Source organism: Aquimarina sp. MMG016 (assembly GCF_018100805.1).
Lineage (GTDB): Bacteria > Bacteroidota > Bacteroidia > Flavobacteriales > Flavobacteriaceae > Aquimarina.
This window is the reverse complement of the sequence record NZ_JAGJEA010000005.1, coordinates 33,774-58,265: the sequence shown is the minus strand read 5'-3', so window position 1 is coordinate 58,265 and position 24,492 is coordinate 33,774. Positions and strand designations below refer to the sequence as shown.

At 35.2% G+C, this 24,492-nt stretch carries 18 protein-coding genes; 11 read left to right on the top strand and 7 right to left on the bottom strand.

Annotation, left to right across the window (positions count from 1 at the left end):
* Positions 1-2 precede the first annotated feature (2 nt).
* The 4 genes from J8M14_RS11415 (at position 3) to J8M14_RS11400 (ending at position 6,774) form a co-directional block, all read left to right on the top strand.
* The gene (locus J8M14_RS11415; protein ID WP_211074756.1) at positions 3-3,809 is read left to right on the top strand and encodes a tail fiber domain-containing protein; all 3,807 of its coding nucleotides are present in this window, start codon (positions 3-5) and stop codon (positions 3,807-3,809) included.
* A 122-nt stretch (positions 3,810-3,931) separates the two neighbouring features.
* A complete protein-coding gene (locus J8M14_RS11410) occupies positions 3,932-4,807 on the top strand; it encodes a hemagglutinin protein (protein ID WP_211074755.1) in 876 nt (291 codons plus the stop codon).
* Positions 4,808-4,847: 40 nt separating this feature from the next.
* Positions 4,848-5,939, top strand: a complete 1,092-nt coding sequence (locus J8M14_RS11405) for a T9SS type A sorting domain-containing protein (protein ID WP_211074754.1) — start codon at positions 4,848-4,850, stop codon at positions 5,937-5,939.
* Positions 5,940-6,552: 613 nt separating this feature from the next.
* Positions 6,553-6,774 carry a hypothetical protein gene (locus tag J8M14_RS11400; protein ID WP_211074753.1) on the top strand — a complete coding sequence of 74 codons (222 nt, stop codon included), beginning with the start codon at positions 6,553-6,555 and terminating at the stop codon, positions 6,772-6,774.
* A gap of 28 nt (positions 6,775-6,802) precedes the next feature.
* Here J8M14_RS11400 and J8M14_RS11395 read toward each other — a convergent pair whose 3' ends face one another.
* From J8M14_RS11395 to J8M14_RS11370, 6 genes are all read right to left on the bottom strand, one after another.
* Entirely contained in the window at positions 6,803-7,552 is a 750-nt protein-coding gene (locus J8M14_RS11395) for a LytTR family DNA-binding domain-containing protein (protein ID WP_211074752.1), read from the bottom strand.
* A gap of 10 nt (positions 7,553-7,562) precedes the next feature.
* Positions 7,563-10,628, bottom strand: a complete 3,066-nt coding sequence (locus J8M14_RS11390) for a histidine kinase (protein ID WP_211074751.1) — start codon at positions 10,626-10,628, stop codon at positions 7,563-7,565.
* Positions 10,629-10,920: 292 nt separating this feature from the next.
* Positions 10,921-11,487 carry a hypothetical protein gene (locus J8M14_RS11385; RefSeq protein WP_211074750.1) on the bottom strand — a complete coding sequence of 189 codons (567 nt, stop codon included), beginning with the start codon at positions 11,485-11,487 and terminating at the stop codon, positions 10,921-10,923.
* 111 nt (positions 11,488-11,598) lie between these two features.
* Positions 11,599-11,796, bottom strand: a complete 198-nt coding sequence (locus J8M14_RS11380) for a hypothetical protein (RefSeq protein ID WP_211074749.1) — start codon at positions 11,794-11,796, stop codon at positions 11,599-11,601.
* 170 nt (positions 11,797-11,966) lie between these two features.
* Complete coding sequence (locus J8M14_RS11375; RefSeq protein ID WP_211074748.1) at positions 11,967-12,425, bottom strand: GyrI-like domain-containing protein; 459 nt, start codon at positions 12,423-12,425, stop codon at positions 11,967-11,969.
* Between the two features lie 111 nt (positions 12,426-12,536).
* Positions 12,537-15,671 carry a CRTAC1 family protein gene (locus tag J8M14_RS11370; RefSeq protein WP_211074747.1) on the bottom strand — a complete coding sequence of 1,045 codons (3,135 nt, stop codon included), beginning with the start codon at positions 15,669-15,671 and terminating at the stop codon, positions 12,537-12,539.
* Positions 15,672-15,854: 183 nt separating this feature from the next.
* Here J8M14_RS11370 and J8M14_RS11365 point away from each other — a divergent pair, with 183 nt between their 5' ends.
* Both J8M14_RS11365 and J8M14_RS11360 read left to right on the top strand, forming a co-directional pair.
* Complete coding sequence (locus J8M14_RS11365; protein ID WP_211074746.1) at positions 15,855-17,345, top strand: T9SS type A sorting domain-containing protein; 1,491 nt, start codon at positions 15,855-15,857, stop codon at positions 17,343-17,345.
* A gap of 108 nt (positions 17,346-17,453) precedes the next feature.
* Positions 17,454-17,924, top strand: a complete 471-nt coding sequence (locus J8M14_RS11360) for an RNA methyltransferase (RefSeq protein WP_211074745.1) — start codon at positions 17,454-17,456, stop codon at positions 17,922-17,924.
* A gap of 8 nt (positions 17,925-17,932) precedes the next feature.
* Here J8M14_RS11360 and J8M14_RS11355 read toward each other — a convergent pair whose 3' ends face one another.
* Positions 17,933-19,600, bottom strand: coding sequence for a formate--tetrahydrofolate ligase (locus J8M14_RS11355; RefSeq protein ID WP_211074744.1), 1,668 nt, complete (start codon positions 19,598-19,600; stop codon positions 17,933-17,935).
* A gap of 183 nt (positions 19,601-19,783) precedes the next feature.
* Here J8M14_RS11355 and J8M14_RS11350 point away from each other — a divergent pair, with 183 nt between their 5' ends.
* From J8M14_RS11350 to J8M14_RS11335, 5 genes are all read left to right on the top strand, one after another.
* Positions 19,784-21,127, top strand: coding sequence for an alanine/glycine:cation symporter family protein (locus tag J8M14_RS11350; RefSeq protein ID WP_211074743.1), 1,344 nt, complete (start codon positions 19,784-19,786; stop codon positions 21,125-21,127).
* A gap of 52 nt (positions 21,128-21,179) precedes the next feature.
* Complete coding sequence (era, locus tag J8M14_RS11345; RefSeq protein ID WP_211074742.1) at positions 21,180-22,061, top strand: GTPase Era; 882 nt, start codon at positions 21,180-21,182, stop codon at positions 22,059-22,061.
* A gap of 355 nt (positions 22,062-22,416) precedes the next feature.
* Positions 22,417-23,766: a T9SS type A sorting domain-containing protein gene (locus tag J8M14_RS11340; RefSeq protein WP_211074741.1), complete on the top strand. Its 1,350-nt coding sequence runs from the start codon at positions 22,417-22,419 to the stop codon at positions 23,764-23,766.
* Between the two features lie 174 nt (positions 23,767-23,940).
* Entirely contained in the window at positions 23,941-24,069 is a 129-nt protein-coding gene (locus tag J8M14_RS23295; protein WP_282100256.1) for a hypothetical protein, read from the top strand.
* 165 nt (positions 24,070-24,234) lie between these two features.
* Positions 24,235-24,456 carry a hypothetical protein gene (locus tag J8M14_RS11335; protein ID WP_211074740.1) on the top strand — a complete coding sequence of 74 codons (222 nt, stop codon included), beginning with the start codon at positions 24,235-24,237 and terminating at the stop codon, positions 24,454-24,456.
* Positions 24,457-24,492 lie beyond the last annotated feature (36 nt).

Here is a 24,492-nt window from a genome sequence, read left to right as displayed (position 1 = left end):
TTATGAAAAAACTATTACTAGTAATATGCGGTTTACTGGCTGGAAATATGCTTCTTGCTCAAAGCCCTCAAGGATTTAACTACCAAACGGTGGTGCGGGATACCAATGGTGACGTGCTCGCCGATCAATCGATTGGTTTCGAAATGCAACTTCTGGAAGACAGCACAACCGGTACTACGATATATACCGAAACACATATGGTAACTACCAATGCACAAGGTGTTGCTACTATGATAATAGGACAAGGAACCACTACAGATGATTTTACAACAGTTGATTGGAGTAATCATATCTATTATTTGCAAGTGGCGGTGGATGCAAGCGGTGGCAGTAACTATAGCGTTGTAGGTCTTTCACAATTGGTATCAGTCCCTTATGCTTTACATGCCAAAACCTCAGAAGATTCAACGTTTACAACGGTAACCAATGTGACTTCTAATAGTAAAGGTGATTATACAAATGACGACATTGTTTTTGGATCTCCAAGTCTGGATAATGATGGGGATACCACTCATGATAATCGAATGTTTTTTGATAAATCAAAAGCTGCTTTTAGAGCTGGATCAGGAACAGGAACCGATTGGGATACTGCCAATATTGGAGATTATTCGATAGCATTTGGCAGAAGTACCATAGCTTCGGGGAGTCATGCTGTGGCTTCCGGTTGGGATACTGAAGCATCAGGATACGCTTCTACAGCCATGGGAATAAGAACGGAAGCAACTGATGATGCAGCCGTAGCTTGGGGAAATGGGACAAACGCAACACACCGTAATGCTACTGCCTGGGGATTAAACAATACAGCATCCGGATATGCCTCTACTGCTTTTGGTGCTGCAAATAATGCAACTCTTGACAGAGCTACTGCCTTTGGGGTAGGAAATACAGCTTCAGGGCAGGGAGCTACAGTTTGGGGACTTTCTAATACCGCATCGTCATATTATGAAACCGTTTTGGGAGCTTATAGTAACGAGGTAACAGGAGAAGCTAATTCCTGGACTAGTACAGATCGATTATTTGCGATAGGAAATGGTACAAGTGATACAAATCGTTCAAATGCCTTAACCATATACAAAGACGGAACAATAAATATTAACGATTCGTATAACCTGCCTTTGGTAGATGGTTCCTCAGGCCAGGTAATTACTACTAATGGAAACGGCACTTTAAGTTGGGTTGATGATGCTACTGATAATCTCGGAAATCACACGGCTACAGAAAATATTCAGTTAAGCGATAAATGGCTTTCTAATGATGGAGAAAACAAAGGAATTCGAATTGACGCCGATGGAAATGTAGGGATTGGAACAGTTCCATTAACCGGTTTTGCACTCGATATGGCAGGGGCAAGTGGATCGGATGTTATACACAGAGTACGTACAAATGATAGAGGTGGTATTGGACAGGTATATGTGAGTGGATTTAGTCGATATCTGAAATTAGCTGCAAATGATAGTGGAAGTTCTTTTGAAGGCATTCCTGATGGAGAAACGGGATTAGCTTCCAACACCCCCATTGTACTTTCATCTAACGGAAACCCAAATGTATCACTTGAGGATAATGGTACTGTCGGGATTGGGAAACTAAATCCTAGTGGTTCATTCGCCTTAGATGTTGGTGGAGATGTCAATGTTGATGGCGACATTAATGTGAACTCTTTTACAACTACAAAGATGGTTGCCGATACCCTTGGAATTGCTAATTCCAATCCAGAATATAAATTGGATATTGGAGGTGGTTTTGGAGAAAATGCCATTCAACGTATCTCAACTGGTAACAACGGTGTAAGTGAGTTATGGCTTAGAAGTGCTGCCGTTAGAAATACGAGATTAATTAGTAATAGTTTAAGTTCTAGCTATGAAGGTATTCCTTCCGGAGGTACAGGGATTGCTTCAGATCAACCATTTTATATTTCAATAAATGAAGGAATTAATTTCTCAATAAACTCTTCTGGAAATGTGGGCATTGGCACAAATGGTGCTCAAAATGGTTATAAATTAGATGTTAATGGAAGTGCTATTGTTTCAGATGAATTGCAAGCAAGTATAGGTATATTAGATACCCTTGGTATTGGAACGGATAATCCAGGGTTTGCTTTGGATATGACTGGAGCCGATGGCGAAGATGTCATTCATCGCGTTCGAACAAGCTTTAGAGGAGGAGTAGGGCAAGTATATGTAAGCGGCTTTAGCCGTTACATTAAATTAGCGGCTAATGATAGTGGAACTGCTTTTGAAGGTATTCCTGATGGAGAAACGGGATTGGTTTCAAATAGAGATATGGTTTTCTCATCAAATGAAAATATTAATTTATCTCTTGAAGATGATGGAAGCGTTGGGATTGGTACTACAGTGCCTGCTTTAGGCTACAAATTAGATATTAATGGAAACACCAGCATTACCGGAAGCTTAAGAATGATAGATGGGAATCAGCAAGATGGATATATCATGGTTTCTGACGCTACTGGATTAGCTAGCTGGCAAGATACGAATGGTTTTGATAACCAAACGCTTTCTTTAGCAACCAATACTTTGTCCATTTCTAATGGTAATTCTGTAGATCTTAGTCCTTATTTAGATGATACCGATACAGACGACCAGTTTATTGATGTTTTTCAACTTAACGGAAACAGTTTAGAACTTTCTCTAGATAATGATGGTATTGGTACTCAATCTGTTGATCTTTCTTCTGTAGTCAGTGCATCTAACGGGCTATCAGCTTCTGCAGGTAATGTTACTTTAGGTGGGGCTTTGAGTCAGGATACTAACATTGATTTGGGAAGTCAAGATATGATTTATAACACAACTTCAGGAGGTGAATTTTTATTACAAAAAGATGGAGTTAACAAGTTTGAGATGAACCTAAATGGAGGAATCCTTTTTGGAACAGATCTTTCTTTTAGAGATGGATCTACTTCGGGGACTCAATTATTTTCTATGATAGATGATACTAATAGCGGTAGATTTAGAATATTTAGAAGTGGAGTGGCATCTGTTGATCTAAATGCAGATAAGGGATATACTTTTAATGAAAATAGTGCGGATTTGGATTTTAGGATAGAGTCAGATAACGATGAAAATATGTTTGTGATTGATGCATCGGCTAATGCGATAGGTATAGGGACTAATTCACCAGCAGCCAACATCGATATTGAAGGTAATGGAGATGGAGAAGCCTTATTACGCTTTAGTACAGACCGTTCATGGCAGTTTGAAAATGAAAATACGGGTAGTAATGCAGAGTTGACACTTCGTTCATTGGTGGACAACAAGTTTTTCAACATTAAAAATTCAGATGGAGCCGTAGTGGCTAACTTCAATGCACAGGCATCACCTCGAGTATACCTAGCTCCAAATGGAGGACGAGTAGGTATAGGGACAACTACACCCTTATATGAACTACAGGTTGGAGAGAATGGAGATGGTACAGAAGCTCGTGCCAATGCCTGGAATACGTTCTCAGATAGACGTTGGAAAAAAGATTTTAAAGTCATTCAAAATGCTTTAGAAAAAATTCAAGCTATAAACGGGTATTACTATAAGTGGAAAGATAAGCCAGATACCTCTACACAAGTAGGAGTTATTGCCCAGGAAATCGAGGTGGTTTTGCCAGAAGTAGTGGCTACAGATGATAACGGTTATAAATCCGTAGACTATTCAAAATTAACGGCATTGTTAATTGAAGGGATGAAAGAACAAGAAACACGTATACAGGCTTTAGAAACCCAAGTAAATAAAATAGATCGACTAGAAGCATTGGTTTCTGAATTACTAAATAAAAGCAATAATACCCCTGTAAAAGCAGAGTAGTTGTTACTCGATTTGACGGTACGATCACATTACGGAGATAAGGGGCTGTAATGATCTGAGTGCCAAATTAGAGCCCGCTTCTCAATTGGGCGGGCTTTTCATAAAATTTTAAAATATAAAAGATGAAAATATACACTATACTAATGGCTCTTGTTTTTGGAATTACCACTATAGAGGCGCAAACCATAGAAAGACAAGTTATTGGGTCTTCAGGAACTACCATAAGCGATGGTTCCGTTACTTTGGATTTTACTGTTGGTGAACTAGCAGTGACTACAATCACTGATGGAGCCACTATACTTACACAAGGGTTTCATCAGGAAAACGTACAAGTATCTATTAAGGTAAATCCTATTGTGTTTTTACAGGGAGCAGCAATTAATCCAAATACAGGAGAAGAGAGTTTAATGCGTGATGATTTAAGAGTATCGGGAGTCATTCCTACTACCTCGCCTTATACAGATGCAGCTACTGCTTCTTCAACAGTTTTTGATGCTACTGGAGCAGGAGCTATTGTTGATTGGGTCTGGATAGAGTTACGCGATAAAAATGATGTTACTCAAGTACTTGCCAGTCAGTCTGCTTTATTACAACGTAATGGAGATATTGTAGCCACCGATGGTGTGTCTGATCTTGAATTTGATCTGGCAACCGATAGTTATTATGTAATGGTATCTCATCGTAATCACTTAGCGATTCTATCAACAAATGCCATTGCACTTTCCTCTACTGTTACGACCCTTGATTTCAGTGCTTCTGATACTATGGTGCAAGGAGGTGCTAATGCTATAGCAAATTTAGGAAACGGTGTGTTTGCCATGCTTGGTGGAGACTTTGATGAGAATGGACAAGTGCAAAATTCTGATATCAATGCGGTAATCGTACTACTAGGAGGTTCAGGGTATTCGCTGGCCGATATGGATATGAATGGACAGATCCAGAATACCGATATTAATAATGTAATGAATAGTAACCTTGGAAAAGGAGAACAATTTTAAAAAAGTATAAAAATATATAACCCCAATAATCACAAAGAAAATGAAACATAATTATAGCAATATACAAAGAAACCTGACAGTCCTGGTGTTATTCATATGCTGTATTTTGAGTGCAGAAGCCCAGGATGTTCACTTTACATTTAGTAATGCCCAGATTACCAATGATGGTTTGGATGATTACTATGATGTAGATGTGATGATCGAGAGTTCCGTGGATTTTAAACTTGGCTCTGGCCAATTGTATCTTACATACAATACAGCTGCTTTTGGAGCGAATGTTTCTACTAGCAATAACCTTACGTATTCTCAACCTGCTGGATCTGTTTTGGCAGAAGTATATGGTTTTCCGGCTTATAAAGACTTTATCCAGAATGATAATACTACTTCTAGAGTTTCATTGGCTTTTCAGCAAGGAGTGAGTTCTGGAGCAATTACAGCTAATAATGTAACAGCAACACCCAAAGTATTATTCCATGTACGTATCAAGTTTGAGGATGTGAATGAAGATCCTATGATTGCTTTTGAAACCGGAGCTGTGTATTTGGATCAGTTTTATACGGCTTGCGGTTCTTCAACCAGTGCTGGGCTTGCCGATTGCTCAGGAGAACCGGGAGTGCAATTATTAAACGATACCTTTGACTCTTCAAACGCAGCAGATACGACTGCACCGGTGATTACTCTTGCAGGGGCGAACCCACAGGAAATCGTTTTAGGTTCTGGTTATAGCGAATTAGGAGCTATTACAGATGATGAATCTCAAATAACCATTGATGATTCAGAATTTATAGATGCAGTTGGTACGTATACTATCTATTATGATGCTACCGATATTGTTGGCAATGCAGCAACGCAAGTAACCAGAACAGTAAATGTAGTACCAGTATTAAGTATTGGTGAAAATGAGTGGGAAAATGTAAGTATCTATCCTAACCCATCAGAACGCAAATTTTTGATTTCAGGGCTAACTGATAAAGTAGACTTAGAGATCTTCAATATAGAATGGAAGCGTATTCAATACATTCAAGGGTATCAATCAGAACAGTTGGATATCAGTTCCATAGAATCAGGAGTATATTTCGTAAAACTTATCTCCGGGACTGCTATCAAAACCATTAGAATGATTAAAATATAAACCTATGAAGCTATGGATACATAAATATCGTCTGACCCTGACATTGATATGTCTTTATGCCTGTATATTATATACAATTGTTATATATAAGTAAATAATGACGCTTATGAAATGATAAGAGCTTACTAACTCAAAAAGTACTGTACGTCGATAACCTGATTGTAATTTGTAATATATCTTCTACATTCTAAAAGTTTAGTTTCTGTAGTTGCAAATAATATCCTTGTTATATGACTTATGTTTTCTCTATAAAAATAAGTTTGTATTGATATCGAATATGAAATCAAAACTGGTCTGTCTGAGGTACTGCTGAAAAATTGTTAATATTAACGATATAATAATAGTAAATATTAGTCAAAAATTTTGTTGTTTTTATCATAATAACCCCAAGAAATTATGAAGTTTAGTTTTGTTTATTACTTTTGTGGTCTAATAATACCATAATCATGGTTGGAGAATTGAATTCAGAAAGTAATAAATTGTGCTTATTATAAATGAATTCAGAGATAATAAAATGACTATTAGTAAGGGATACAAAGTAGTTAATTTTTGTTTAAAAGCTCTATTATTAGTTAAACAAATTATATCTTTAAGAATAAAGTATTAAGTAGTTATGGAATTGATTAAAAAAGCTCTGGAATTTGAAAGTAGAAAAATGAGTAATATGACCACTAGTGATAGAGTGTCTGCCTCAAGAGAAGCTAAATCTCTTATTTTAAGCTTAAATGAAATTTATAAAGAGACAAAAGATCCTGAAATTATGGATGTAATGAAGCTTCTTACAGCAAAAAAGCAAAAGATAGAGAAACGCTTAAAAGGAAACCCTACAGTATAACTGTAGTAAATTTATAAAAGATTTTATTTTACCTGTGCATCTGATCCAGAATTTCTATTATTTCTGGTTTTTTCCGAACAGAGACAGGAATATTTTCTCCATTTTTTAACATTAAATACCCGCCATCAGTTTTGATAAAAGCACTTATGCATTGCAAATTTATCAAATGACTCTGATGTACTCTAAGGAATTGATAATTCTGGAGCATATCTGAAAAATATTTCAGGGTTTTGGTTACGAATATTTTTTGCCCATTCTCTAGATAAAAAATGGTATTGTTACTATCGGACTCACAGCGAACGATGTCATCAAGTGCTACAATTATGATTTTGTCAAGCGTATGAAGAGATATTTTATCTGGCTTTTGTTCTGGTGCAGATAAAGTGTCTTTTAGGATGCTCAATCGTTCCGTGTTAGGTTGTATTTGCTCTTTGGCCTTAGCTATTGCTTGCGCTAATTCTTCATTAGAGTAAGGCTTTAGCACATAGTCTATTGCAGCAAATTTAAAGGCTCTTATGGCAAATTCATCACTTGCTGTGACAAATATAATTTTAGATTTGAGGTCAGGAAATATTTCCAAAACGTCAAAACCGGTACCATCACCTAACATAATGTCTAAAAATAGAATATCTGGTTGATGATTACGAAGAGATTTTGCTGCTTCTACCACGCTTTGAGCTGTGTCAATAATCTTAATTTCCGGATGATTGGTCTCCAGATCACTTTTTAAAAGTTTTAAGGCATCTGCCATGTCTTCTACAATAATAGCTGTAAGCATAATTTTTTGATCAATAGTCGGTTAGTAATGGTATTTTAAATGCTATTCGTGTTCCTGCAACTGCATTGCCGTTATTTGTAATCTCTTTTATACTTAGCGCATCTTTGCCTGAGATGGATTCTAATCTTTCTCGAGTAACAGTCAAAGCCATAGATTGATGATCGGTTTTCACTTTAGCTTTCTGAGATTGAAATATGCCTTGTCCATTATCAATCACCTTACAATGTAAGAAATCTTCTGTGGTATGAAACTCAACTTTGAGTTCTCCATCTCTTTCACCTTTTAAAATACCGTGTCTTACAGCATTTTCTACAAAAGGTTGAATAAGCATTGGTGGAATTAACACTTCCTCTGGATCTAAATCGGAGTCAATAGAAATGTTATAAGTAAAGCATTTGCTAGCCATCAATTTCTCAATTTCTACATAATGTTTTAATGTTTTTATTTCCTGATCAAGAGTAATAACATCTTTTCTGGAGTTATAAAGTGTTTCTCTTAATAAAGTCGCAAAAGTATTGATTGTATTATTCATTCGTTCCGGATTTCCGGTTCCCATTGCTTTTATGCCGTTTAAGGCATTAAAAATAAAATGTGGATTCATCTGTAATCTAAGGGCCTTTTGCTCTAGAGAAAGTAGATGGTTTTGCATTTGCAATTTTTCCTGTTCTTCTTTGTTTTTTAGTTTTACTCTTCTGATGTATGAATAAGCATAACCCCCTATTATTAGTATAACTGCTAATAATACAGCCCACTGAAACCAGGTTTTTTCATAAATAGGACTATCTATAAAAAACTTAAAGGTTACAGGATCGCTTTCCTGCCATCTATAATTTCTGGATTGTGCAGTAAATGAGTGTGCTCCATATGCTAAACCGGCTAAGTTTTGCTTGTAATCTGATGACCATGGACTCCATTCAGAATTGTTTAATCTCCAACGGTATTTTACATCATTAGGATGATCTAGGTCAACGGTTTTAAAATTAAAAGATAACTCCGTTTGATTAGGAGTAAGTCGTAAGATATTGCCGTTATTTACCCAACCATTAAGATTAATAGAATCTACACTCTGGTATGCTACTTCTACATCTTCAAAGAATAACCTGGGCTTAACAGTCGTTTTGGTGCTACCACCTGTAGGTTGATACTTGGTCAAGCCATAAATGGCTCCGAACCAAAGGTTACCCTTATCATCTTTGGTGATTGCATTCTGGCAGGTCTCAATACCTAAAAACCCGTCATTTCTACCAAAATGGTATATATCTACAATATCATTGGATTGATTAAGTATTATCTTATCTACTCCTCTTTCGCTTCCTGCCCATAAGTTATCCTGATCATCAAAAATCATTTGATAAATATTGCCAGAATATAATTTCTTACTTCCTTTTAGTTTTTTAAAATTAAGATTTCCGATAAGGTCAGACCACCAAATTCCTCTACCTGCAGTTCCTATATAGATAGTGTTTTTATGAAAAAGAAGGTTTTTTATAGCTGTTTTTTGATTTAATACATTACCAAGATGTTTAACACGATTTTTCCAGATATATCCTAGATGACCATTTTGAGTAGCATACCAGATTTTTCCCAAAGAATCCTTTTTCATATGACTAATCTGTAGGTCTTTAATCCCATTTTTAGAAGTGAATTTTTTTACATTAACTAGTCGTTTTTTTTCTGAATCGTATGAAAATCGTATAATACCTGAAGAATAAGTAGCTGCCCACACGGTATTGTCTTCTACCAATAGGGTTCCAACCCAATTGGATAATAATCCTTTATCTTTATCAATAATATGGTTTTTGAATACCCTCTTAACTATAGTATCTGTTTTGATAACTATGGAGTCCTTTTTAAACCCTTGGACATCAATTGTGTCAGCTACAATACTATCTGTTAATTTAAGCTCTTTAAACAAAATCCCTTTTCCATCAGTACCTGTCCAGATATTTCCGAATGAGTCTCCCGTGATGGTTTTAATTTTCACCTCAGATACACGTTCATCCTGCGGGATATGTTGAATTCCCGAAGAATCAATTTTAATAAGCCCGGCTTCAGAATTAGATGCCCATATGTCATTTTTTGAAGAATGAACAGCATATACTCGATTACCTTTTAACCCACTATTTTTATCAAAATGGGTAAAATTGTTTTGAAAGTATTTATAAAAACCTCCACCTGAGGTAGCAATCCATATATTTGATTGACGATCTAGTATACTCTTTCTGACGTGAGAAACTGCTAAACCATTTTTTCGGTTAATATTTTTCTTTTTGATACGTTTTTTTGAATCAAATACAGTTATTCCTTTATTGTTGGTAGAAACCCATAGTTCTTTTTCATTATAAACTGAAATATTATTAATCCTAGATGATTCCTGAATCCAATAGTTTCCATAGCTTTTGGCATTAGTATTAAGGATTAAAATTCCTTGATTAAGAGCCGCGGCAAATACTTGGTCTTTATAATAGACTGCAGCAGTAAAATCATAAGCACTATGTCGTTCTATGATTTTGGCTTTGTGTTTTATATCGCTTAGTTTCCAGAGGCCTTTACTGGTTGCGATCCAAAATAACTTACCATCATATACAATATCAGTAATGATGCTGGTATTGATTTTGGTATTAAGATTTACTTTAGTTAGTCCTTGTTTTTTTTGATATGAATAGATTCCAATATTGGTAGCTAGGTATGTTTTGCTATTAAGATGAAATATCTTATTAATCCTGGGGCCTTCCAGGTTAGTAAACTTGTTTTTGGTTTTTATAGAAAGGCCACCTTTTGTGCCTATAAATAGAGTATCATTTATAGAGGCAAGTGAATGAATATAATTGGATTGTAGCCCATCATTTTCATTCCAGGTCTTAAACTCTTCACCGTTGAATCTACTTAATCCACCACCTTGTGTTCCTAGCCATAAGTATCCAATTTCATCTTGTATGATATCATAAACCTGAGACTGAGGTAAACCATCCTCCAGAGTGTAAACTCTGAGTTGGTTATTCTGTGCAACTAATGTGCTAAAAGAACAGCACATAAGAAGTAAAAGAATGCTATTGATAAAACAACGCAAGTTCATATAGGTTAAATCTGGTGGATAACAAATATAATCAAACTGATCTTTTAGAACAGAAAAATGATGCTTATAAACAAAAAAACCGACACCGCGGTTAGGCGGGTCGGCATAATAAACAAAAGTTTCCCCCTTTTTGTTTATCAAAATTGAGTTTGTGTTAAATAAGTTATTAAAAAATCTTTAGATATTTATTTTACTTAGCGCATCTTCATTTAAGATTGTAAAAAGACAAAGTAAACTAGCACAGTATAATAAAATAATAAAAGAATAAATTTTTATCTTTTGCTTAGGATCACTAATACGAAGTGATTGCGGTAGTTTTTGAAGGCCTATAGTTGTTATCATTCCAGGTAAAACTTTGTTTTAAATTAACGTATTTGATATCAGAAGCTTCGGTATAAAAAGTTTGAGTTTGTAAAATATTGCTTTCTATTCCATATTCTTGGTTAGGGAAAATATATTGGTAATCTGTATCAGAATTCTCACAGTATACATTGTTTAATTGTGGTAGAGCAGTGACAGTATTATCATCCGCTACTAGAAAATAGTATGCTTCTACATGAGCACAACAAGCCAAATACTCTACTTCCATCTTTATCACCTCAGAGATTCCGTCTAGTCCCGGGCTCTCTAAGGTGGTAACAAAGATGTCCTCAAAAAGTTCTGTGTCTTCGATTATGAGCTCAGATAATTTCTCAGAGACCTCCCCAGAACGAACCAGATTAACCACATACTCCGGATGTTCCTGTCCTTGATCTTTAATTTCAGTACTTACTAAATATTTTTTAGTTTCCTGAAAATCCTGTGCGCTCATAAACTGAAAACCTAGGAGCAAAATAAAGATTATGGCAACTTTTTTCATAGCATAGTATTTTGAGGTTGGCTATTTGAAGTAAATGTACCTACTAAATGTCTTTCAAAACTTAACGAATTAGAATTCGTAATGATCTAACTAGAATTCGTTTTTATTCTGTTAAAAAGAACTATGCTTATGATATGCGATATCTAAAGAATCAATTTGTTCATCCAACTGTTTCCTGTCTTTTAAAAGTTTTTTGTTTAAATTATCTTCCTCATAAGGATTGGTGACAATAGTTTCATGTATTTCAGAATCACAGCTTGTAAATAATATGCAGACAATTCCTACTACCAATAAAATTACCTTTTTCATGGTCTGCGGTTTTAAGATTATGAAAACAAGTTATGTGTTATAAGTTTATGAAGTAAGAGGAAAACCCCTAATTTAGGATAGGTGTATGCCCTTGTTTTTCAGGTTGTTTTTACGGTATTCAAGAAGCTGCGTGATGCAATCTTTTTGATTTAATATTCTTGTGTTATGTGTTAGATTGTACTTATAAATATATCAACCTCAGCATTGGTGAGATCTTTAGATCTTTCATCATATACTTCAAAATCGGCTGTGTATTTTCTGTCTAGATTCTGTTGCCAGATTTCTAACCAAGTATTATAAACGGAACCTTTAGTTATATCTCCTTTGGATACAAACTTACTATAAGTACCACCATCAAAAGCATATCCGGTCAGGCCTTCAGGAATATGATCTAATGAACTTACTTTACAACCTACAATAGTGTCATAAGGCATGGTATGATCTCCTTCATAATTAGTATACACTGCTAATACAGTTTCATCTAGTTTGTTAGGGATTTCGGCAGCAATATTTTCTTTTACAAAAGTATCCCAGAGTTGTCCAATATCTCGAGCAGCCTGATTATTCTGGTTGGTAGTACTTACTGAAATTCCGATAAAGTCGAAAGGCTTGATAGTTTCTTTTTGCATGATATTATATAATTTGTTTAATGCAAAAATATGTATAGCCATTGTCAACCCTATGTCAGTAGTGTTATACTTAATATAATCTTTTGGGATTAATAAACAGGTAGCATTACTTTACAAAGACACTATAATATCGGGATATGAAATTTGGTAAGATGTATTGGATTTAATGTTTTTCAGAGAATAAATTTCGCCATTACTCCATCGGATTTCAATATTTGTTTTGGTATCCTTACCTAATCCAAAGTGCTGTACTTTAGGATGAACAGATAAATATCCTGTGGCACTATGAATTTCGCGCCAGATGTTTTTATGATTTTTGCTGTTTAGTATAAGTGTAGAACCGATTGCATCCCGATTTATTTTTGCCTTCGGGCTACCGATAAGTTTTATTTTAATCCAGTTATTGGTATTTGGAGTTTTGTTTTCCAACATATCAGCCTTATCGTGATAGTTATTGATAATGATATCCAGATCTCCATCATTATCATAATCAAAATATGCAGCGCTCCTTGCATTACTATTTATATCTACACCTAACTCTGACGCCTTATTAAGTAGCTTGCCACTTTCATTTACAAAAAAGACATTCTTTTCACGACTACTCTTAGCATAGGTAATAGATTTTGACTGTTCTTTTCTCTCAAAATAAAACGGATTCTCGCTGGAATACACACTAAAATCGTTCATTCCATTAAGACAATATAGATCTTCATCTCCATCATTGTCATAGTCAAAGAAGTCCGCATCCCAGGACCAACCTGTGGCTGAATACCCTCTTCCTACATTGTTAGAGAGTTGATAGGTTTTTAAAACTTTATTTTCGACATTGGATAGGAACAGATCATTAGCCTCAACTGTTCTGATATTAGCCATTTTTTTTGGATCAAATTTCATTTCAGTATCTGCATTGGGATTTACATATTTTTCATCCTTTTGCATAACCACAATGTTAGAAATATACAGATCAGGATACAGATCGCGGTTAAGATCTGTAATACCAACGTTCATAGTATATGAAGGTTTATCTGTACCTAATTGTTTACTAGCCTCTATAAAAATTCCTTTTTCAGTATTAAGATAATATTTATTAACCCCAAAATCATTCCCAACTATGATATCCTGCAATCCATCCTGATTGATATCGGTATGTCCAAGCGCCTGAGTCCATCCAGAATTAGAAGCAATATCTTCTGTAAAGGTTACTTCTTCAAAAACGAAATTTCCCAGGTTCCTAAATAGTTTATTAGGCATTCCATTTTGATTATCTCTACTGAGCGTAGGTAAGGTACCTTTGATATAATTACCAAAATACCCTATAAAAATATCTAATAATCCATCATTATCATAGTCTAGCGCAGTTGCTGGACCTGCTACTGCATTTTTACCGCCAAGATTAGTTATTGTACTCACATCCTCAAATTGTGCATCGCCGATATTTTTATAAAGTTTATGATGATCATTTACATAGGTAATAAAGATATCCTGCGTTCCGTCATTGTTAAAATCAGCAATGATAGGTTGTCTGGGTTCTCCATAAGAGTTGAGATCATCATTCCAATTATTAATATTACTAGCTTCAGTAATATCTTTAAAGAAATTTCCTTTTTTAGAATTTAAAAATAATTTGTTTCCAAAACCACCTAATAGGAGTATGTCAATTAAACCATCATTATTAATGTCTTCACATGCGACTCCAGATCCGCCAAAAGCTGGTGGGATAGAAAGTCTAATTACTTTTTCTTCATGAGAAGTAGTATAACTCCTGATTAAGCGATTTAACCAATCCGAAGATTTATGTTCGAAATGAATGGCCGTTTTAGTATTCACTTTTTCGAACCCCGAATGTATACCAGAATGAGAAGTTGAAACAATGGATGTATTAGAAGTAAAAGGAGTGTATTCAGAATAGGAATCGATCAGCATCTGAATTTTTTTGAATCCCTGGGTAATATCTTCAACATCCAGTTTCTTTTTTTGAGCAGCATGTGAATGTTCTCCAGCCAATCTTAATACGAGTACTCCAATCTGAGCGATACCTTCTACCGCTAATTCTGCAGCGTTAGGATCTAAGGTTTTAAAAGATTGTTTCTCAATATCTGCCAATGAGTATCCTAAAATATTCCAATGAAACCCACTATCCCGAAACGAGTCCAGATCATATGATTCTATGGTTACTTTTTCGTCAGGGTTATTTGGGAAAAAGGTAACATCTTCAAAGGTATTGGTGTACACGGGTAGAAAATCATTCAATGCCGACTGTAGATCCTCAACCCTAATGACAACATTATTGTTTTTTCCAGCATTGGAGTGCCCTTGCTGCCATAAAGAATTAGAAAACTGAACTAGTGATTCCAGGTAGTAGTTTTTTAGAACTTTAGAAGCAACTGAATCTGTTGGCCATTTTTGTCGCGCAAAATATACCTGTACATTTCTCAGAAAAACACTAGCATTGACTTGATTGTATTTTTGATAAGAAGCTAATTTTTGTTGGATAATAGCTTTTAGGATGTCATTTTTATTATCATCATTAGAAGGAGTTACATACTCGGGCTTAGAATTTTTTGTAGAAGTGAGTTCTTTCAGACCATTGGATTGCTGTAATACCAATAGCCAGCTATCCCGAATTAACTCTTTGGATATGGTTTGCATATTCTTATTACGAGCTATATTGTCTGCAATTTTAAGGGTTGCCAAAGTAACTAAATTGACATAGTCGTTTATCAGAGTTATTGCTTCCTGATCAAATGATAACAGATTGGAGCTGGAGAAAAATAGCACATCTTGTTCTACGGATAACAGCGACCTATATACATAGGAGACAGATGAATATTGATCAAAATCTTTTTTTAGGATCTCAATAAGCTTACCATCAAATTTATATAAAAAGTTACCTGTCTTACTTTTACCAATAGAGAATAATGAATTTATGATAGGAGTTAAGTGTGATACAGCAATCTTTTGAGACTGATCAGCACGTGCTAGTTCTGATCCTTTTTTCTTAAAATATAAAATGAGCTCTTTCTGAATTTCAATCTTAAAATTTCGAGCAGTCTCATCTAATGGTGTTCCGTACATAAAATCTTCGAGACGATTTGCAGTAGCGTAACATTTTGGATCTTTATCTTTTTCCAGGTCCTTTATTTTTTGGATGATTTCTGCAAAACTTGAAGTCTCCTGTGCAGAAATTACAGATAGGAAACAGAAGAGTAAAAAAGTAGAAAATATGTCTTTAAATTGATACTGCATATGATTAGACTATTCTTTATTAGAAAAGGAGATAAAGATACTGTAAATATAAGGATGGATTTTTAGAATGTACATGCTAAACGCTTAAGGTATTTACGGAAAAACAATATTAGGTGTAATTACGTATAGACTGAAATGATATTAATGCTTATTTTTACAAAATTCATCCTAACCCCTTAAAAAATGAAAACAAAATTACTTCTATTGTTAGTAGTGATTACAGTTACTACAATTTCTGCACAGAGTGACCAGGATATCCAAAGCAAACAATTAATTACTGAAGATTTATTTGTTCAGGGGTCTTTAGGAATAGGTCTTAATATAGTTAATAACCAGGCTTTTGGTTCTGATACTTTCATTATGAAAGAAGATAACCTAAGAATGTTTTTTGATGATAATTCTAGTTCAGGATCTTTTCCATCTAATGATTGGCGTTTTACTTTTAATTCCAATGAAAATGGAGGAGATAATTATTTTTCGATAGATGATGCTACTGCAGGTACGGTTCCTTTTAGGATTGATGCAGGAGCAGGTAACAATGCAATGCGTATTGAATCTGGAGGTAATGTAGGGATTGGCATTGCCGACCCAGTTGTAGAACTTCATGTAAATGATGGTGATACTCCAACGGTTAGGATTCAACAGGATGGTTCGAATGGATTTACTCCTCAGATTTGGGATTTGGCAGGTAATGAAACCAATTTCTTTATCAGAGACGTAACCAATGGTAGTAAACTTCCTTTTAAGATTCAACCCAATAGTCCTACAAACGCACTTACTGTAAGGGCTAGTGGTACAGTGGGGATTGGTACTTTTGGACCAAATACAAATGCATCATTGCATATGACATCAACAACTCAAGGTCTTTTGATCAATAGGATGACAACTGCTCAGCGAACCACATTTGCAGCAAGTTTAGGAACTGGAGAGAATGGAATGATGGTTTTTGATAACGAGGAGAATAAATTATATGTTTGGGATAGCACACAATGGGTTACTAATACTGATGATCAGGCACTTTCTTTATCAACGAATACTTTGACTCTAGAAGATGGGGGTACAGTTGATTTAGCTCCTTATTTGGATAATACAGATAATCAAGAACTTTCCCTGGCAACTAATACACTTAGTATTTCTGGAGGTACAAACACCATTGATCTTTCATCATATGTAAATACGGATAATCAGGAATTGACTTCAGCTACACTTTCTAATAATCAATTAACGATTGCTATAGAAAACGGTAATTCGGTACAGGTGGATTTGTCCTCTATAATTTCTCCTCTTGAGACAGAGAATTTGGCCCAACAAGCACAAATTGATGATTTAATTACACGTATGGAAGCTTTAGAAGATTGTGCCTGTCAACCGTTAAATGTTGATGAAAATGGAGATCCGGATGCTAAGGCAGACAAAGCTATTTTATATCAAAACATTCCAAATCCATTTAATGGTACATCATCTATAAAGTATTTTGTACCACAAAAAGCAGATAGAGCAGCTATAGTTTTTAGTAATAACAGTGGACAGATAATGTCTAATGTGAAATTAGAAAAGCTTGGTGATGGAGAATTAAATATCAATAGTGACGGTCTTTCTTCTGGGATATATTATTATACGCTTTATGTAAACGGACAAAAAGCGACCAGCACAAGAAAAATGGTGATAGAATAGGTTTTTTTAAATACCTCTTCCTGAAATTATACAGAGCCACTCAAGCAATTGGGTGGTTTTTTATCGTTAAAATATAAAGATTACTTCGTTCTTTTCTATTTTTACGGTATGATAGATAACTTCGAAAACGAATTTTTTGGTATTGGGATTCAGAATGGTAAAACTCCGGAGAATCTTGGTGTACTCTGGCGTTCTGCTCAGAATATGGGAGCTAGTTTTATCTTTACCATTGGTAACCGATATGCTAAACAAGCTAGCGATACACATAATGCGGTAAAAGCTATGCCATATTTTCATTATGATACCTTTGAAGATTTCTTTAAGCACCTGCCCAAAGGAGCGATGTTGGTAGGAGTAGAGAAAACTGAAGATGCAGAACCTCTGGAGACTTTTAAGCATCCAAAACGCTGTGTATATTTATTAGGAGCCGAAGATCACGGACTCTCAAAAAAAGCGATAGACAAATCACACTTTTTAGTACAGTTCAGCTCAGAGTTGAGTATTAATGTAGCTGTAGCCGGAAGTATTATTATGTATGATCGTGGTATCGATAAACCCAGGTTTATTAGGGCAGAATAGTAGGGTTACTAAAACAACCCAGTAATATTACCCTTATTATCGATATTAATTTGTTCTGAAGCCGGGTGAGCCGGTAATCCTGGCATACGCATAATATTACCTGTAATGGGTACCAAAAAGCCTGCGCCAGCAGCGATTTCAATCTCTCGCACGGTGATAATGAAATCTTTGGGCCGCCCCAATAATACGGGATTGTCAGATAATGATTTCTGAGTTTTGGCAATACATACGGGTAAATGATCTAACCCCAGAGCAGAAATGGTTTTTAAATCCTTTTTAGCTTTGGCAGTGTAGTCCACATGTTTGGCGCCATATATTTCTTTTGCAATAGTTTCGATTTTGGCAGGAACCTCATTGTTCCAATCATACATAGGAGTAAAAGGTTGGTTACAAGCTTCTACTACTTCTATTACTTTTTTAGCCAAATCAAGAGCTCCTGCACCTCCTTTAGCCCAAACTTCTGCTATAGCTACTCGTACTCCAACTGATGCAGCAAAATCCAGAATCATACTAATTTCTTCGTCAGTGTCTGTCAAAAATTTATTGATTGCAATTACCGGGCTTACATTAAATTTATGAATGTTTTCCAGATGTTTTTCAAGGTTCGGGATTCCTTTTCTAAGTGCTTCTGTATTTGGCGTAGTGAGTGCATCAAGTTTTGCGCCTCCGTGATATTTCAATGCTCTAATGGTAGTAGTAAGTACCACGGCTTTTGGAGATAATCCTGCACTCTGACATTTAATATCAAAAAACTTCTCAGCGCCCAGGTCAAAACCAAACCCTGCTTCTGTTACTGTATAATCAGAAAAACTCATACCCATCCTGGTAGCAATCACAGAATTAGTTCCTTGTGCAATATTGGCAAAAGGTCCACCATGAATAATAGCAGGGTTGCCTTCGATCGTTTGCACCAGGTTTGGTTTGATAGCATCTTTGAGCAATACAGCCATAGCGCCTTCAGCCCTTAGGTCACAAGTGTACACCGGTTTTTTATCAAAAGTATATCCTATAAAGATATTCCCTAATCGTTTTTTTAGATCTGTCAGATCTTCTGCCAAACAAAGAATAGCCATGATTTCTGAAGCTGCTGTGATATCAAATCCGGTTTCTCGAGGAATACCGTATGTAGTTCCTCCTAACCCTACAATCACCCTGCGCAGTGCACGGTCATTAAGATCCATTACTCGTTTCCAAATAACTGTTCGTGGATCTAAACCTAGGGTATTTGCTTTACTTTGAATATTGTTATCGATGATGGCAGCTAAAAGATTATGCGCTTTTTCGATAGCCGCAAAATCTCCTGTAAAATGAAGATTGATATCCTCCATAGGGAGTACTTGCGAGTATCCTCCTCCTGTAGCCCCACCTTTAATCCCAAAAACAGGCCCTAATGAAGGTTCACGTAGTACCACAGTAGTTTTTTTGCCTAGCTGGTTAAGTCCTTCAGAAAGTCCGATAGACATAGTAGTTTTTCCTTCTCCAGCAGGAGTTGGTGAAATAGCGGACACGAGAATCAGATTACTATTAGCTGCATTCTTTTTATCAATATTAGATAATGGCAGTTTAGCTTTGTATTTGCCATAGTGTTCAATCTCCCTTGGATCAACTCCGAATTTTGTGGTAATAGTATCAATATGTTTTAAAGTTACTTTTTTGGCAATTTCCAGATCAGTCATAGAATCTAAATTAAGTGAAGTGTTAAGTAATACTTGAGTGGCTTGAAAATACACTTTTTATAAAGAAAAAACAATGATTTCAAGGATTTGAAGATGCCGAGGAACAAAATATCAATAACCTTTATTTGTTAGCTATTTTATTAGAGAATTATTTTACTTTTATAGTATCACCAAAATGATATTATGTTCAAAACACTTGAAGGTCTTGTTGCAGATTTCAGTAAATGGGTTTGGGATTGGCCTCTTCTAGTATTACTAATTGGTGGTGGTCTTTTCTTTTTGATCTATTCGCGATTTACACCTTTCCTATATTTTAGACATGCGATAGATATACTTAGAGGTAAATATGATGATGAAAATGACCCCGGGCAATTAAGTCATTTTCAGGCATTATCATCTGCGATAGCAGCTACTGTGGGTATGGGTAATATTAGTGGAGTGGCTGTGGCGATTGCCACAGGAGGCCCCGGAGCAGTATTCTGGATGTGGATCAGTGCTGTGATTGGTATGGCAACCAAATTTTATACCTGTTCATTATCAGTGATGTATCGTTCTGAAGAAAAAGATGGAAGCTTGCTTGGAGGGCCAATGTATGTGATCACTAAAGGTTTAGGGAGGCATTGGAAGCCTCTTGCTATCTTTTTTGCACTGGCCGGATTAGTAGGTACACTACCTGCATTTACAGCCAATCAAATGACACAAACAGTAGTAGATGTAATGAATTTGCAAGAAGCCGATAAGTTATATATAGGTATTACCTTGGCAATTTTAGCTTCTTTAGTTGTGTTAGGAGGAATAAAAAGAATTGGTTTGGTAGCGAGTAGACTAGTTCCTTTTATGGTGATATTATATTTTATTACTGTGATTACCATTCTTATATTACAAATTGAAGAAGTACCTGAAATGTTTGTATTGATATTTTCTGATGCTTTTTCTGGAAAAGCAGTTGCAGGAGGTGCTTTAGGGTATTTAATCAAAACGGGCATAAAGAGAGGTTCTTTTTCTAATGAAGCCGGTGTAGGAACAGCACCAATGATGCACGGTACTGCAAAAACCAAAGAACCTATACGAGAAGGATTAGTAGCAATGATCGGTCCTGCAATTGATACGTTATTGGTTTGTACTCTTACAGCTTTAGCAATCCTATCTACCGGAGTTTGGAAAAACTCAGAAAGTAACGGGATTTCACTTACATTACAAGCATTTAATTCCGTTTTACCATATGGGTTAGGAGATATTGTAGTAATTGTTATGGTTTTGGTGTTTGCACTTTCTACATTATTCTCTTATTCATATTATGGAACAACCTGCCTGGGATTTTTAACAAAACCTAAATACGGAAAGTATTATAACTACATCTATATAGCTTCTATTGTGGTGGCCGCAGTGGTCAAAATTGATTTTGCTATTAACTTAATTGATAGTGCTTTTGCGTTAATGGCAATTCCGACCGTGCTATCAGGATTAATATTAGCACCAAAAGTGAATGCAATGGCTAAAGTTTATTTTGAAAAACTCAAAGCTTAATATTACTGTAAGCCAATAGAATGCCCTACTTTTGCAGTATAAAATAATTTCTATGTCTCATAAAGCTGGTTTTGTTAATATTATTGGTAACCCTAATGTGGGTAAATCTACTTTGATGAATGCTTTTATAGGAGAAAAGCTATCAATCATTACTTCTAAAGCGCAAACCACCAGACACCGAATTCTGGGGATTGTGAATGGTGATGACTTTCAGATGATTTTATCTGATACTCCTGGGATTATCAAACCTGCTTATGAGTTGCAAGAATCCATGATGGGTTTTGTGAAATCTGCTTTTGAAGATGCAGACATACTAATTTATATGGTAGAGATTGGTGAAAAAGAGTTAAAGGATGAAGCTTTTTTTAATAAGATTACAAATGCGAAAATTCCGGTATTTCTATTGCTTAATAAAATTGACCAATCTAACCAGGAGCAATTAGAAGAGCAAGTGCAACTTTGGAAAGAAAAAGTACCAAATGCTGAGATGTATCCAATTTCGGCTTTGGAGAATTTTAATGTCAAGGAAGTATTCGAGCGTATTGTAGAATTATTACCTTCTTCACCGCCGTTTTATTCTAAAGACCAGTTAACTGATAAGCCTGAACGCTTTTTTGTAAACGAAGCCATTCGTGAAAAAATATTATTGTACTACAAAAAGGAAATACCATATTCTGTAGAAGTTGAAACTGAAGAGTTTTTTGAGGATGATGATATCATCAGAATTCGTTCTGTAATTATGGTAGAAAGAGACTCCCAAAAAGGAATTATTATCGGACATAAAGGATCTGCCCTTAAAAAAGTTGGAACAGAAGCACGTAAAGAGTTAGAAAAGTTCTTCGGGAAAAAGATACATATAGAGCTATATGTCAAAGTAAATAAAAATTGGAGAAGTAATGAACGACAATTAAAGCGTTTTGGATATAATAAATAATCATTGTTATGTTTCTACTTGTCAGTGTTTTATGAAAATACCATGCATATTACTGAGATATTTTTCTTACACGTAATATTGAAAATGTGTTTTTTAAAGAATAAATAGTCCGTTTCAACGGTTTTTATAACTTTTCTTGCTTATGTTCAACGGTTTATGTTTACATTAGTTCACTAACTAAAATCTAAAAGCCCCTGATCATGATTGTACAAAAAATTCTTTCGCGAACATTTTAATTAAATTTTGAGGACATATATTACAAATAGATAAATACCTATTTGCAATAACTAACTGTACAGTGTTATCACTGTTTACATGGAATAAATTAACCATAATTAAATTAAAAAATAATACGATGTCAAAAATTACTTTTAAGCTTAATGCGATAACCAAAATGATTTCTTTACTGATCATTTTTGTTTTTATTACCGGTTTTAATGTTATAGGAAATCCTTGTGATTTACAGGTAAATGCGGGCACTGATCAAAATACCTGCCCAGGAGAAGAAGTAACGCTTACAGCTTCTATTTCCGGAGAATCCACATGCGGGGATTGTTTGGTTTATGGGATTGAGAACACATACCGTTGCGAAAAGGATCTATACTATGTACTTTGGCTAAAAGATGATGCTAATAACATAGTACGAAGGTTTTCTAATGTGGATTTAGAATGGGCAGAACTTGCTGATGGTACTGCTACTCTAAAAGGAACAGTTGTAGATAATAATGATGATCAACTATTTTTAGAAGTTGATGTTGTATATTCCGGAAGAACTTCTGAAGTTCCTGCTGGCAGCCCAAAAGAACATTTTTGTAATCAAGAAAATGCAGATGGATGGATATATTATACAGATGTATCGGGTTCAATTGGTTTGGCAGATGGTTCCTGGTCTTTTAATATTACTCGAAAAGGCCCTTCATTTCAATTAGGTAATGGGGCAAATACTACAGAGGATGAAATAGGTAAATATGGTGGATCTGGTTGGTTTGATACTACAGACAGTGATTATAATAGAGGAGATTTTAATATAAATATTGGAGAGTGTATCTCTTCAGAACCTAGTGAAGTTTCATATTTATGGTCTACAGGAGAAACAACACCAACCATTACAGTATCTCCTGATAATACTACAACGTATACAGTGACTGTTAAAGATTGTAAAGATTGCGAAGCAACCGATGAGGTTGTTGTCAACATTGCAGAAATAGAAGTAAGTGCAGGAAGAGATCAGACTTTTTGCGTAGGTTCTGGAGTAGGAGCTAAACTCACTGCATCGCTTGGAGATTCTTATTTATGGTCTACGGGTGAGACAACCAGAAGCATTACCGTGTTTCCTAAAAGTACCACAGCATATGATGTTACGGTTACAATAGGTGATTGTAGTGACTCTGATGAAGTTACAGTTTTTGTTGATAATAGTGATTGTGATTCTACTGAGTCTATAATGGTGTTTCCTACTATTGTTAGACCAGGAGGAAAACTATCAATAGATCTTAATTCTAAAAAAGATCAAAATGTTATCATTTCATTACATAACCTTTCTGGAAGAAATATTGGATCTCTAGTAAATAACCAATTAACTGCTGGAGCAAATACTTTAGACTATGATATGAGTAATATGGGAGAAATGTCAGAAGGGATTTATCTACTTAGGATTATTGAAGAAGATAAGACTATGATGAAAAAAATAGTTATACAGAAATAATCATAAGATAAAATATTAATAAAGAAGAAGGCTTGCAGTACTGCAAGCCTTCTTTAGTTAGATAATCTTAACTTAAATAGGGGAGGCAGTGCTTTTATTTATTCCTAAAGTAACACTTAGGATACATTCTTTGCTAACATTTTGAGGTTTTAATCATATAAAACTTCATCAACAATGAAAACTCATAACAAAACGATTCTTTTTACTTTTTCTATTTTAGGCGTTTTTAACTCTTTTGACCTAAATGATTATGATGAGATTTATATCTATGGAGGAAGATCTTTTACCATATGGTCTACATAGGGTGCTAAAATTTATGATAGCGGTGATGAGATAGATAAAACCATTTTCGAATTAGATCCAGGGGCTTTTAATAATAATGAAGGAGGAAATGCAGACAAAAGATCAGATGATAAAGGAGCAGAGCCTGAAGCTGTAGAAACGTTAAAGGTAGGACGTAATACACTTTTGTTTGTAGGTTTAGAAAGAACAGGTGGTGTTATGGTGTATGATATTTCTAACCCATTTCATCCGGTATTTTTAGAGTGGCTTAGAGATGGAGCGGATATTTCGCCAGAAGGCTTGATAGTAGTAGAGGTAGAGGACAGTCCGACAGGGAATGATCTTATTATTGTTACTCATGAAGTATCAAATACAGTAGCTGTTTACGAAATAAAAGCAGGTAAATAGAACCGTCCATAAAAAGTTTGCTGTTTTACAGTAACC

Coding starts and splice junctions, on each gene's coding strand:
- J8M14_RS11415 (WP_211074756.1), top strand. CDS start 3: ATGAAAAAACTATTACTAGTAATATGCGGTTTACTGGCTGGAAATATG.
- J8M14_RS11410 (WP_211074755.1), top strand. CDS start 3,932: ATGAAAATATACACTATACTAATGGCTCTTGTTTTTGGAATTACCACT.
- J8M14_RS11405 (WP_211074754.1), top strand. CDS start 4,848: ATGAAACATAATTATAGCAATATACAAAGAAACCTGACAGTCCTGGTG.
- J8M14_RS11400 (WP_211074753.1), top strand. CDS start 6,553: ATGGAATTGATTAAAAAAGCTCTGGAATTTGAAAGTAGAAAAATGAGT.
- J8M14_RS11395 (WP_211074752.1), bottom strand. CDS start 7,552: ATGCTTACAGCTATTATTGTAGAAGACATGGCAGATGCCTTAAAACTT.
- J8M14_RS11390 (WP_211074751.1), bottom strand. CDS start 10,628: ATGAACTTGCGTTGTTTTATCAATAGCATTCTTTTACTTCTTATGTGC.
- J8M14_RS11385 (WP_211074750.1), bottom strand. CDS start 11,487: ATGAAAAAAGTTGCCATAATCTTTATTTTGCTCCTAGGTTTTCAGTTT.
- J8M14_RS11380 (WP_211074749.1), bottom strand. CDS start 11,796: ATGAAAAAGGTAATTTTATTGGTAGTAGGAATTGTCTGCATATTATTT.
- J8M14_RS11375 (WP_211074748.1), bottom strand. CDS start 12,425: ATGCAAAAAGAAACTATCAAGCCTTTCGACTTTATCGGAATTTCAGTA.
- J8M14_RS11370 (WP_211074747.1), bottom strand. CDS start 15,671: ATGCAGTATCAATTTAAAGACATATTTTCTACTTTTTTACTCTTCTGT.
- J8M14_RS11365 (WP_211074746.1), top strand. CDS start 15,855: ATGAAAACAAAATTACTTCTATTGTTAGTAGTGATTACAGTTACTACA.
- J8M14_RS11360 (WP_211074745.1), top strand. CDS start 17,454: ATGATAGATAACTTCGAAAACGAATTTTTTGGTATTGGGATTCAGAAT.
- J8M14_RS11355 (WP_211074744.1), bottom strand. CDS start 19,600: ATGACTGATCTGGAAATTGCCAAAAAAGTAACTTTAAAACATATTGAT.
- J8M14_RS11350 (WP_211074743.1), top strand. CDS start 19,784: ATGTTCAAAACACTTGAAGGTCTTGTTGCAGATTTCAGTAAATGGGTT.
- era (WP_211074742.1), top strand. CDS start 21,180: ATGTCTCATAAAGCTGGTTTTGTTAATATTATTGGTAACCCTAATGTG.
- J8M14_RS11340 (WP_211074741.1), top strand. CDS start 22,417: ATGTCAAAAATTACTTTTAAGCTTAATGCGATAACCAAAATGATTTCT.
- J8M14_RS23295 (WP_282100256.1), top strand. CDS start 23,941: ATGAAAACTCATAACAAAACGATTCTTTTTACTTTTTCTATTTTAGGC.